The sequence below is a fragment of the Sphingomonas sp. genome (genome assembly GCF_013816785.1).
In the GTDB taxonomy this organism is placed as follows: domain Bacteria; phylum Pseudomonadota; class Alphaproteobacteria; order Sphingomonadales; family Sphingomonadaceae; genus Sphingomicrobium.
Genome location: NZ_JACDDV010000025.1, coordinates 1 through 11,468 on the forward strand (window position 1 = coordinate 1; position 11,468 = coordinate 11,468).

At 65.1% G+C, this 11,468-nt stretch carries 11 protein-coding genes; 3 read left to right on the forward strand and 8 right to left on the reverse strand.

All coding sequences use genetic code 11. From position 1 onward, the window contains the following. Positions 1 to 930: DEAD/DEAH box helicase (locus H0W65_RS06815; protein WP_294005645.1), on the reverse strand; the 930-nt coding region annotated here is incomplete at its 3' end. An 84-nt stretch (positions 931 to 1,014) separates the two neighbouring features. On the opposite strand from H0W65_RS06815, the gene H0W65_RS06820 reads away from it, so the two are divergent. Continuing rightward, positions 1,015 to 1,617 (forward strand): hypothetical protein, encoded by a 603-nt coding sequence (locus H0W65_RS06820; protein WP_294005648.1) that lies wholly within the window; start codon positions 1,015 to 1,017, stop codon positions 1,615 to 1,617. 31 nt (positions 1,618 to 1,648) lie between these two features. Here H0W65_RS06820 and gnd read toward each other — a convergent pair whose 3' ends face one another. The 7 genes from gnd to H0W65_RS06855 all read right to left on the reverse strand — a co-directional run bounded on the left by gnd (position 1,649) and on the right by H0W65_RS06855 (position 10,764). Continuing rightward, entirely contained in the window at positions 1,649 to 2,632 is a 984-nt protein-coding gene (gene gnd / locus H0W65_RS06825) for a phosphogluconate dehydrogenase (NAD(+)-dependent, decarboxylating) (protein ID WP_294005651.1), read from the reverse strand. 11 nt (positions 2,633 to 2,643) lie between these two features. Then, positions 2,644 to 3,657, reverse strand: a complete 1,014-nt coding sequence (locus H0W65_RS06830) for a polyprenyl synthetase family protein (protein WP_294005653.1) — start codon at positions 3,655 to 3,657, stop codon at positions 2,644 to 2,646. A gap of 121 nt (positions 3,658 to 3,778) precedes the next feature. Beyond that, a complete protein-coding gene (locus H0W65_RS06835) occupies positions 3,779 to 5,815 on the reverse strand; it encodes a M13 family metallopeptidase (RefSeq protein WP_294005656.1) in 2,037 nt (678 codons plus the stop codon). 13 nt (positions 5,816 to 5,828) lie between these two features. After that, entirely contained in the window at positions 5,829 to 7,865 is a 2,037-nt protein-coding gene (locus H0W65_RS06840) for a M13 family metallopeptidase (RefSeq protein ID WP_294005659.1), read from the reverse strand. 81 nt (positions 7,866 to 7,946) lie between these two features. Further along, positions 7,947 to 9,254, reverse strand: a complete 1,308-nt coding sequence (locus H0W65_RS06845) for an ATP-binding protein (RefSeq protein WP_294005719.1) — start codon at positions 9,252 to 9,254, stop codon at positions 7,947 to 7,949. Between the two features lie 80 nt (positions 9,255 to 9,334). Continuing rightward, positions 9,335 to 10,000, reverse strand: a complete 666-nt coding sequence (locus tag H0W65_RS06850; RefSeq protein ID WP_294005662.1) for a response regulator transcription factor — start codon at positions 9,998 to 10,000, stop codon at positions 9,335 to 9,337. 344 nt (positions 10,001 to 10,344) lie between these two features. Then, positions 10,345 to 10,764 (reverse strand): helix-turn-helix domain-containing protein, encoded by a 420-nt coding sequence (locus tag H0W65_RS06855; RefSeq protein ID WP_294005665.1) that lies wholly within the window; start codon positions 10,762 to 10,764, stop codon positions 10,345 to 10,347. Between the two features lie 87 nt (positions 10,765 to 10,851). Here H0W65_RS06855 and H0W65_RS06860 point away from each other — a divergent pair, with 87 nt between their 5' ends. Together H0W65_RS06860 and H0W65_RS06865 are read left to right on the forward strand one after the other, a co-directional pair. After that, positions 10,852 to 11,235, forward strand: a complete 384-nt coding sequence (locus H0W65_RS06860; protein ID WP_294005668.1) for a mercuric transporter MerT family protein — start codon at positions 10,852 to 10,854, stop codon at positions 11,233 to 11,235. Further along, positions 11,228 to 11,452, forward strand: coding sequence for a GDCCVxC domain-containing (seleno)protein (locus tag H0W65_RS06865; RefSeq protein WP_294005670.1), 225 nt, complete (start codon positions 11,228 to 11,230; stop codon positions 11,450 to 11,452). Before H0W65_RS06860 ends, H0W65_RS06865 begins: the two co-directional genes overlap by 8 nt. The last annotated feature ends 16 nt before the right edge of the window (positions 11,453 to 11,468 follow it).

Sequence of the window (11,468 nt, forward strand, 5' to 3'; positions counted from 1 at the left end):
CTCGGTGACCAGGCGAGTGAGGCCGGCGCCGCGGTCATAGCGCGGACGGCGGGCGAGTCCGGAGTCGACGACGATGCGCACATCATCGAGCGTCAGGCTGGTCTCGGCGATAGAGCTGGCGAGGACCAGCTTGCGCGTCCCCGGCGTGGGCGCGGCAAGCGCAGCGCGCTGAGCGGCGGGATCGACCTGGCCATGGAGGCGGTGGAGGACGACGGTCGGCGGGAGTTCGCCGATCGCGGTGGCGGTGCGCTCGATCTCGGCGACCCCGGGAAGGAACGCCAGTAATGAGCCGGGATGCTCGGCCAGCGCGTGACGGCAGGCGGCGGCCATTTGCGGCTCGATCCGCTGGGCAGAGTCGCGACCTTCATGGATCAGGGTCAACGGGAAGCTCTTCCCCTCGCTTTCGATCAGCGGCGGGTTGTCGAGCAATCTTGCAAACCGTTCGCCGTCGAGCGTTGCCGACATCGCCACGATGCGCAGATCGGGGCGCAGCGAGGCGGCGGCGTCGAGGGCAAGGGCTAGTGCAAGGTCAGCGTCGAGGCTGCGCTCGTGGACTTCATCGAACAGCACCGCCGAGACTCCCGCCAGTTCGGGATCGGCCTGCAACCGGGCGAGGAACACGCCGTGGGTCATGGCGATCAGTTGCGTCGCCTTGCCGACCTTGCTGTCGAGGCGGGTGGCATAGCCGATAGTGGCGCCGACCGGCTCGCTGCGCTCTCTTGCCATATATTCAGCTGCGGCGCGGGCGGCGAGGCGGCGGGGGACGAGCAGAAGAACCTCACCCTCGCACCACGACTCGCCGAGTAATGCCGGCCCGACGCGAGTCGTCTTGCCCGCGCCCGGCGGCGCGATCAGCAGCGCCCGAGGCCCGGCGCGTAGGGAAGCGAGCAGATCCGGCAGGACTGCCTCGATCGGCAGGGCGCCGGTCATGCCGCTCCTCGCATCGTCGAAACGATGCGAAATTCGCGCCCGATCGTGATATGCAGCAATGTTCTGACAGGGATGGAGGGCGACATGACGATCCGTCGATCAATGATCCTGCTGGCGACCGCAAGCCTGACGATGCTTGCCGCCTGCAACAAAAGTCCGGTGACCGAGGCATCGAGGACTGACACGGCCGCCAAGCCCGACGCGAGTGCGGCGGCCAAGTCGACCGACCCGATCGAAAGCGCGCTGGCGGCGGCGCCGGCGTCGATCGGCAAGGACGCCAAAATCGTCGCGATGAAAGCCGACGGCTCGATGAGCGTGCTGCGAGAGGGCGCCAACGGCTGGACCTGCATGGGCGACAACCCCGCGACTCCCGGAGCCGACCCGATGTGCATGGACGCCAACGCGATGAAATGGGCCGAAGCGTGGATCGGCCACAAACCGCCGCCCGCGGACAATGTCGGGCTGATGTACATGCTCGCCGGCGGAAGCGACGCGAGCAATACCGATCCCTGGGGTAAGCAGCCGAAGGACGGTGGCAAATGGGTCGAAACCGGCCCGCATGTGATGGTCGTCGGGTCGGATTCGCTCAACAAGCTTTATCCGGCGGGCGGCGATCCCGACACAAGCAAACCCTATGTGATGTTTGGCGGCACGCCCTACGCGCATGTGATGATGCCGATCGGATAAGCGCCGCGCAGCCGCCGTCCGGCATGTCTCCTTACTGCGGCATCTCGACATGGCCGCCAAAACCGTAGCGCATCGCCGACAGCAGCTGGTCGGCGTACGAGAACTCGACCCGGCTGCGGTAGCGGGCGAATAGCGAGGCGGCGAGGACGTCTACCGGGACCGATTCCTCCATCGCCGCGTCGATCGTCCAGCGGCCCTCGCCCGAATCCGCGACCCGGCCCGAAAATTGCTTGAGGCTATCGTCGTTGGCCAGCGCCAGCGCGATCAGGTCGAGCAGCCAGGACGAGATGACGCTGCCGCGCCGCCACACTTCGGCGATGTCGCTCAGGTTGAGCTCGAACCGCTCGTCCTCGCGTAGCTTGTCGCTTGCGCGCTGCTTCAAAATATCGAAGCCCTCGGCGTAGCTTTGCATGATGCCATATTCGATGCCGTTGTGGACCATCTTGGTGAAATGGCCCGACCCCGCCGGCCCGGCGCGGACATAGCCCCGCTCGGCGCCCCATTGGCCGTCTTGGTAGCGGGTGTTGGCGGTGCGCGAGAGCGTGCCGAGGCCGGGCGCCAGCGTGGCGAAGATCGGGTCGAGCATGGTGACCGTCTCGACCGGCCCACCGATCATCATGCAATAGCCGCGCTCGAGGCCCCACACCCCGCCCGACACGCCGACGTCGAGATAAATGATCCCCTTTTCGGCTAGCATTTTCGAGCGGCGTACATCGTCCTTCCAGAAGCTGTTGCCGCCGTCGATGACGATGTCGCCGGGCTTGGCCATGGCCGCCAGCTGCTCGATCACGCCGTCGGTGATCGGACCCGCCGGGAGCATGATCCAGGTGATGGCGGGCGACGCTAGCTGGCGGTCCATTTCCTCGAGCGAGGCCGCGCCAATGGCGCCATCGGCGACAAGCTCGGCAACCGCCTTGGCATCGTGGTCGTAGGCGACCACCTCGTGCCCGCCACGCATCAGCCGCCGCGCCATATTTCCACCCATCCGGCCGAGGCCGACCAGTCCGATGCGCATGCAGTTTCTCCTCAATAGGCGCGGGCGACCGCGAACTCGACCGCTTCGGTCATGGCCGATCGCGCCCGGCCGGCGGGGAATGGGGCTAGGGCGTCGATCGCGCGGCGGCCATAGTGGCGCGCTCGCTCCATTGTGTCGGCCAGCGCGCCGGTTCCTTCGATCAATCGGGTGGCGCGAGCGAGGTCATCGCCCGAGCTGCGCTCGCCCTGCATCGCCGCTTTCCAGAACGCGCGGTCGTCGTCGCTGCCGCGGGCATGGGCGAGGATGACGGGGAGCGTGACTTTGCCGTCGCGAAAGTCGTCGCCCTGGCCCTTGCCCATGGTCGCGGCGTCGGACGAATAATCGATCGCGTCGTCGACCAGCTGAAAGGCGATGCCGAGATTGCGGCCATAGGCTTCGAGCGCGTCCTCGGCCTCTTCGCCAGCTTCGGCGACGACCGGGGCGATGCGGCAAGCGGCGGCGAACAGCGCGGCGGTCTTGGCGCCGATGATGTGGAGGTAATGTTCCTCGCTGGTCTCGACCTGGCGTTGGGCGGTCAGCTGATCGACTTCGCCCTCGGCGATGATGGCGCTGGCGTGGCTCAGAATCTTGAGGACCTTCAGGCTGCCGTCCTCGACCATCAGCTCGAATGCGCGCGAGAACAGGAAATCGCCGACCAGCACGCTCGCCGGATTGCCCCAGATTAGGTTGGCGGCGGTCTTGCCGCGGCGCATTTCGGAGAGGTCGACGACATCGTCGTGGAGCAGGGTCGCGGTGTGAATGAACTCCACCGCGGCGGCGAGCTTGTGGTGGCGCGTACCGGGGTAATCGAGCAGGCAGGCCGACGCGAGCGTCAGCATCGGCCGCATTCGCTTGCCGCCGCCGGCGATCAGGTGCCCGGCGAGCTCGGGGATCAACGCGACCTTGGACTGCATCCGCTCGAGGATCACGCTATTGACCGCATTCATGTCGGCGGCGACCAGCGCCAGCAGTGGGCCCAGCGACGGCGGGCGCTTGTCACCCAGTGCGTGCACGGTGGCGGTCATCGGACGCTGCCCTAGGGAGGTGCGCGAGAGAGAGCAAGCCGCTCTGGTCGAGCGGGTCGAAGCGCTGGCGAGAGAGTAGTTACCAGAAGTGAGCGCAGCTTCGGCAAGGGGCGCCGGCCACTTACCAAATGTGCACGCGCCGCTCGGGCGGCAGATACATTTTGTTGCCGGGCCGGACGTTGAACGCCCTGTACCAGGCGTCGACGTTGCGGACGACGCCGTTGACCCGATAGGCCGCCGGCGAATGGGGGTCGGTCAGCAACTGGTTGCGGACCACGCCTTCGCGGAACTTGGACTGCCAGCTGTAGCCATAGGCGATGAAGAATCGCTGGTCGCCGGTGAGAGCGTCGATAACCGGCGGCTCGCCATGCTTGGCGACGTAGCGGCGATAGGCGGCATAGGCGACCTCCAGTCCGCCAAGGTCGCCGATATTTTCGCCCAGGGTCAGCTCACCCTTGATGTGGGTGCCGGGGATCGGCTCGTAGCCATCATATTGCTTGACCAGGGCGGCGGTCTGGACGCCGTAGGCCTTGGCGCTGGCCGCGGTCCACCAATCGCTCAGGCGGCCGGTGCCGTCGTAGAGCCGGCCTTGGTCGTCGAAGCCATGGCCGATTTCATGCCCGATCGTCGCCCCGATCGAACCATAGTTGGCGGCGGGATCGGCGCGCGGATCGAAGTAGGGGGGCTGGAGAATCGCCGCTGGAAAGGTGATCTGGTTCGTCGAGGGATCGTAATAGGCGTTGTTGGTTTGCGGCAACATGCCCCATTGCGCGCGGTCGACCGGCTTGGGGAACAGCGCGAGCTGGCGCTTTTCCTCGAATTCATGCGCCCGCATGACGTTGCCGAGCAGGTCGCCGCGGGTCACCTTGAGCGTCGAATAATCGATATATTTTACCGGATGCCCGGTGCGCGGGTCGAAGCTGGCAAGCTTGGTTGCCGCTTCCGCCTTGGTCGCGGCGTCCATCCAGCCGCTGTGATCGATCTTGTCCTTCAGCGCGGCACGGATGTCGCTAATGAGCTCGCCCATCTGGCGGTCGCTTTCCGCCGGATAATGGCGTTGGACATAGATATGGCCGACCGCTTCGCCGAGTGAAGCGTTGACCAGGCTGACGCCGCGCTTCCAGCGCGGCCGCTCGGTCGGGACGTCGCGCAGGGTCTTGGAATAGAAATCGAAATTGGCGACGGCGAAGGACTTTGGCAGGTAAGGCGCGCTCGAGCTGGCGAAGCGATAAGCGAGATAGTCTTTCCAATCGTCGAGCGGCTGGCTCGCGACCAGCTTTGCCTCATCGGCGATCGCGCTCTTTTCCTGGACGATGATCGTGCCCGGATTGGTGATGCCCTGCGCCGCGAGGAAACGATCCCAGTCGAAATCAGGGGCGAAGGCCTTGAGCTCGGCCAGCGTCATCGGGTTGGTCGTCGCCTTGGTGTCGCGCGACCGCTCCGGCGTCCAGTGGACCCGGGCGATGGCGGTTTCCAGCGCGATGATGCGGTCGGTCTTGGCCGCGGCGCCGGGAATGCCGGCCAGCGTCTGAATCTTGATCACATAATCGCGATAGGCCTTGCGGAACGCGACATATTTCGGACCAGGCAGCAGATAATAATCGCGCCCCGGCATCCCTAGCCCCGACTGGGTCGCGAACACCGAATAGCGCGTCGGCACGTCCGGATTGGGCGAGAAGAACAGACCGATCGGTGAGGTGTAGCCGGTTGATCCGAACAGCGTTGCCAACTCCGCGCGATTCTTCACCGCGTCGATCCTGGCAAGATAGGGTCGGAGCGGCGCCGCGCCGAGCGCCTCGATCCCGGCCTCGTCCATGAAACTGGCGTAGAAATCGCCAACTTGCTGACCGGAAAGACCATTCGCCGCGGGATTGTGAGCCTGATCCTCGATGATCGAGCGAACGTCCTTTTCGATCTGATCGTTGAGCACGGAGTCGATGCCGACGAACGTGCGATCGGCCGCGATCTCGGTGCGTTTGGACCAGGCGCCGTTGACGTAGGCGAAGAAATCATCGCCCGGATTGACCGCGCCATCCATCGCCGCCGGATCGATGCCCCAGCTGCCATAGGCCGGCTCGGCCGATTGCCCCGGCGCGGCGGTGGCCAGCGCAAGCGCAAGGGCGCCCAGGCTGGCCAGACAAGAAATGCGGCGAATCATCGGTTTCATTCCTTTACCAGACGTGGACACGCTGTTCAGGCGGCAGGTAGAGCTTGTCACCCGGCTGGACGTTGAACGCGGCGTACCAGGGGTCGAAATTGCGAACGATTCCGTCGACCCGATATTTGGCGGGGCTGTGGGGATCGGTCAGCAGACGCTGGCGCGAGGCCTCGTCGCGGATCTTGCTCTGCCATGCTTGCGCGAAGGCGATGAAGAAGCGTTGGTTTCCGGTGAGTCCGTCGATCACCGGCGGCTCGCCGTGGGCCGCGACATATTTGCGATAGGCGCCGTAGGCCGCCTCGATTCCCCCGAGGTCGCCGAGATTCTCTCCCAGCGTCAGCTTGCCATTGACGTGCAGGCCGGGGATCGGTTCATAGCTGTCGAATTGCTTGGCGAGCATCGCCGCCCGGTCGGTGTAGGCCTTGGCGGTCGCCGGGGTCCACCAGTCGCGATATTTGCCGGCGGCGTCGAACTTGCGCCCCTGGTCGTCGAAGCCATGACCCATTTCGTGGCCGATGACCGCACCGATCGCGCCATAGTTGAGCGCCGGGTCGGCGTTGGGGTCGAAATAGGGCGGTTGGAGAATCGCCGCGGGGAAAGTGATCTGATTCTGAAACGGGCTGTAATAGGCGTTGACCGTCTGCGGCGTCATTCCCCACAGCGACCGGTCGACCGGATTGGGCAGTCGCGACAGTTGTAGCGCCCAGTCGAATTTGGCCGAGCGCAACGAATTGCCGAGCACGTCGCCGCGCTTCACCATCATCGACGAATAATCGATGTATTTTTGGGGATGGCCGGTGCGCGGATCGAACGCGGCAAGCTTGGCCAGCGCTTCGGTGCGGGTGGCCTCGTCCATCCATTTGGCGGCGCTGATCCGTTCCTGGTAGGCTGCGCGCAAATTGGTGATCAACTCGGCCATTTGGGCATCGCTCGTGGCCGGATAGTGGCGCTCCACATAGATTTGCCCGACGCCCTCGCCGAGCGCGCCGTTGACCAACTGGACGCCGCGCTTCCAGCGGTCGCGCTGCTGGGCGACTCCGTTCAACTGTTTCGAATAAAAATCGAAGCGGGCGGTGTCGAGCGCCGTGCTGAGCGCGGCGGCATGGTCGCTAGCAAAGCGGAACGCCATCCATTCCTTCCAGGTCGACAGCGGTACGCTCGCGAGCAGCTTGCCGGCGCCGGCGACGGCGCTGGTTTCCAGGACGTAGACGGTGCCGATATTGCCAAGCCCGCTGGCCTTGAGCGTCGGGACCCAGGCGAACTGCGGCGCCAGCGCGGTCATCTTCGCACGGTCCATCCGATTGAGGATCTTGGACAGGTCGCGGCGTTCGGCGGCCGGCCATTGCGCCTCGGACAGCGCGGTCTCCAGCGCGATGATCCGGTCGGCCGAGGCTACGCCGCCGGAGAGGCCGGCGAGTTGCTGTATGGTCTGGATATATTGGCGGTAAGCGGCGCGGTAGCCGACCATCTTGGGTTCGGGTGACAGATAATATTCGCGGCTAGGCAGGCCCAGCGTCGCTTGACCGACAGCGGCGACATATTCCTTGGGGTTGGACGGGTTGGGGAGGATGCCGACATCGATCGGCGCTGCATAGCCCTGCTCGACGAACAGGCCCAGCAACTGACTGCGGGTCTTCACCGCCTTGATACGGGCGAGATAGGGTTTCAGCGGGGCCGCGCCGAGCTTGTCCATCGTCGGGACGTCCATCCAGCTGCCGTAGGTATCGCCGACCTGCTGCGCGAGGCGCGACCCGGTCGGGTTGTCGGCAAGCTCCTCGACGATCGCGCGGACCTGAGCCTCGGCCTGGTCGGAGACTACTACGCCGACCCCGGCGCCGGCGCGGTCGGGCGCAATCGGGGTGCGCTTGTCCCAGCCGCCGTTGACATAGGCCCAGAAGCCGTCGCCGGGCTTGACCGAGCTATCCATCGCCGAGGCGGCATAGCCCCAAGTGCCGTAGGCCGGCTTGACCGGCTGAGCGGCAGCGGGAAGCGCGGAAAAGGCGATGGCAAGGCTGGCGCCGCTGGCGAGCAGCGCGGTACGAATAGTCATGATGTCAGTCCCCTAGGAAGATGCCCCGACCATGGCGGCGATCCGCCTGTTCGCAAAGGATTTTCGACGAACGGCGGTCGCTCACCCGACTGGCAGATCGAGCCGTACCATCAGACCGCCGAGATCCTCGCTTTCGTCGAGCGATACGCGGCCCGAATAAATTTCGGCAACATCGCGCACAATGGCCAAGCCGAGGCCGGTGCCGGGCTTGCCGGTGGTGTCGAGCCGCTTGCCGCGCGTGAACAACTCATCGCGCTCCGACTGTGCAATGCCGGGTCCATCGTCTTCGACCAGGATCGCGACCATCCCGCCGGCGGGCGGCTCGACCGTGACGAACACCCGGCCGCCGCCATATTTGGCAGCATTCTCAACCAGATTGCCGAGCATCTCGTCCAGATCCTGCCGCTCAACGCGGACCTGCGCTTTGCGGTCGCCGGCGATGTCGACCGTCGCCTGATGATAAAGGGTCGAGACCGCGCGTTGAACTGGCTCGACGCTGTCCCACACCCGGGTGCGTGCCTGGGCCGAGGCGCGACGGCCGATGGCGCGGGCGCGGGCGAGGTGGTGGTCGACCTGGCGGCGCATCGCCGAGGCTTCGCGGATCACCGTCGTGTCGAGATCGGGGCTATGGGCGGTCGCGGCGTTGGTGATGACGGTCAGCGGGGTCTTCAGCGCATGGGCGAGATTGCCGGCGTGGCGGCGCGCCTCTTCGGCCTGGGCTTCGGAGTGGGCGAGCAGCTCGTTGATTTCGTCGACCAGCGGATTGATCTCGCGCGGAAAATCATCGGCGATGCGGGTCTGCGTGCCTGACCGGATGGCGGCGACCTCGCGCCGCACCCGCCGTAGCGGCCACAAACCATAAATCGCCTGCAGCGCGGCGAGGAACAGCAGGCCAAGACCGAGCGCGGCAAAGCTTCGTACCAGGATCGATCGCAATTCGAGGATCTGCCCGTCGATCGCGTCGCGCGATTGCGCAACTTGAAAGCGCCAGCGGACTTTCGATCCGGGAAGGACCACGTCGCGTTCGAGGATGCGCAGCGGCTCGCCGGAAAACTCGCCGCTGTCGCGCTTGTGCAAACTGTTGTCCTGATGCCCGGCATCGACCGTCAGGCGGCGGTCCCACAACGAGCGGCTGGGGAAGGTCTCCTGCCCCGCGCCGCTGATCTGGAAATAAGCGCCCGAATAGGGTTCCAGGAAGCGCTGGTCGGCGGGCGGGCGGATGAAGCGCACGCCGTCGGGTCCGATTTCCGACGCGGCGATCATAGCCTTCAGCACGAATTCCAGCTGAGCGTCGAAATTCTCAACGATCGAGCGCGACAGCACCCGGTCGAGCGCGTAGCCGCCGATCAGCAGCAGCACGCCGATCCAGATCGCGGCGACGCCGATCATGCGCCGGGTCAGCGATCCGCCGCGGTGCGCCCTGACCTCCACCGCCTCCTCCGCCGCCTCGATTACGGGGGCGGCGTCGTTCAAGCGCCTGGATCCTCTAGGCTGTAGCCGAGCCCGCGGATGGTGGTGATGGTGTCGGCGCCCAGCTTCTTGCGGATGCGCGTCACGAACACTTCGATGGTGTTGGAATCGCGGTCGAAATCCTGGTCATAGATATGCTCGATCAGCTCGGTGCGGCTGACCACCTTGCCCTTGTGGTGCATCAGGTAGCTGAGCAATTTATACTCCTGCGCGGTCAGCTTTACCGGCTCGCCTCCCTTGCTGACCTTGCCCGAACGGGTGTCGAGGCGGATGTCGCCGGCGATCAATTCGCTCGACGCATTGCCCGAGGCGCGGCGGATTAGCGCCCGCAGCCGGGCGATCAGCTCCTCGGTCTGGAACGGCTTGGCGAGGTAATCGTCCGCGCCGGCGTCGAGGCCTGCCACCTTGTCCGACCAGCTGTCGCGCGCCGTCAGGACCAGCACTGGCATGCTTTTGCCCTCCTTGCGCCAGCGATCGAGCACGGTCAGCCCATCGACTTCGGGCAGGCCCAAATCGAGCACAACCGCGTCGTAATTCTCGGTCTGGCCCAAATAATGGCCATCCTCGCCGTCGGTGGCGAGATCGATCGCATAGCCCGCGCCCTCAAGCGTCGAGCGCAGCTGGCGGCCAAGATTGGGTTCGTCCTCGACGATGAGCACGCGCATGAAATTTCCTTCGAAATTCGTTTCGCCTCTACAACACGCGCGAAGCTGAACGGTTGCTTGGGCAGGCGCAAGCCGGGAATGGCGATGGGGCCGCCCCTCCCTTGCAGGGGAGAGGATTGAGGGGTGGGTAGAACGGTGGTGAAGTGCCACAAGATCGGCGAGAAAGACGGTTCGCTTCGCTCACCACCCACCCCAGCCCCTCCCTGAAGAAGGGAGGGGTGGAAGTTAGGGCCACAAAACCACGCCGGACCGGGACCGGCGGGGAAAGCCCGGCACAATCGAGGGTTTGTAGGACAGGGAAAATCGAAGCGTGCCACTTGTCTGCTTTAGGTGGAAAGCGGACGTTAGCACAGTTCATCCTTAGGGTTTTCCCCGAACGTCTCGATGAGCGGGCATCCGGCGTCATCTCCCACGTTGCAAGCTCGAACGGTCGTTGCCAGAGTGCGCTCCATCCGACGAAGATCAGCGATGCGCGATCGCACGTCGTGCAGGTGGGCGGCGGCGAGGTCGCGGGCTTCGGCGCAGCTTTCGTGCCCGCCTGCCGCGAGGTCGAGCAATGCGCGCACCTCCTTGATCGAGAAGCCCAGTTCGCGCGATCGGCGGACAAAGCCAAGTCGCGCGACATCTGTCCCGCCGTAGGAACGGTAGCGGCCTTGCCGAAGCGCCACCGGTAGCAAACCGATCCGTTCGTAATAGCGAATGGTTTCGATGTTCGCTCCGGTGCGCTGGGACAGTTGGCCTATGGTGAAGGACGGCGATGGCATCGATCTTGCTTTCAAAAAACAAATCGCTTGAGTCTGTAGCTGCTACAGACGGTAAGAGACCATTTGAGCAATCTCAAGGAGTTCTCGATGGCCGAAGTTTCATTCGTGGACCGTAGTCTGCCAGCACCGCCGGCCAAGGCTTCCGGTTCGGCGCTTCTAACACTCGGCGGACTCGCTGCCGCGTTCGGCGTCGCTGCCTGTTGTGCCCTTCCGCTCCTTCTGATCAGCCTGGGCCTCAGCACCGCCTGGCTAGGGGAGGTCGCGTCGGTCGCCGCGCCGAACCGGGCCCCGCTTCTAGCGTTTGCCGCGCTGGCTCTCGCCGGGGGGGCTATCCTTTTATGGCGGCAACAGCGTCACGCGGCGAATTGCGGTCCAAATGGAGTGTGCGCGCCACTGGCAGTGCGAGTCCTGACGCTCGTCGGCCTAATCGTCGGCGTGCTGCTGCTGATTGCGGGCTATCTCTATGCCTGATGCAGCGCCAATCCTCCAATCGACTATAACCTGCCCGAAGTGCGGGCACTCGGCGGTTGAAACCATGCCGACCGACGCCTGCCAGTTTTTTTACGACTGCACTGGATGCGGCGTTCTGCTCCGCCCGAAACGAGGCCATTGCTGCGTCTTCTGCTCCTACGGAAACGTGCCCTGCCCTCCTATCCAGGCGGATGGTTCCGGGGCGGCGTGCTGCTAATCCGCGCATCGCATGG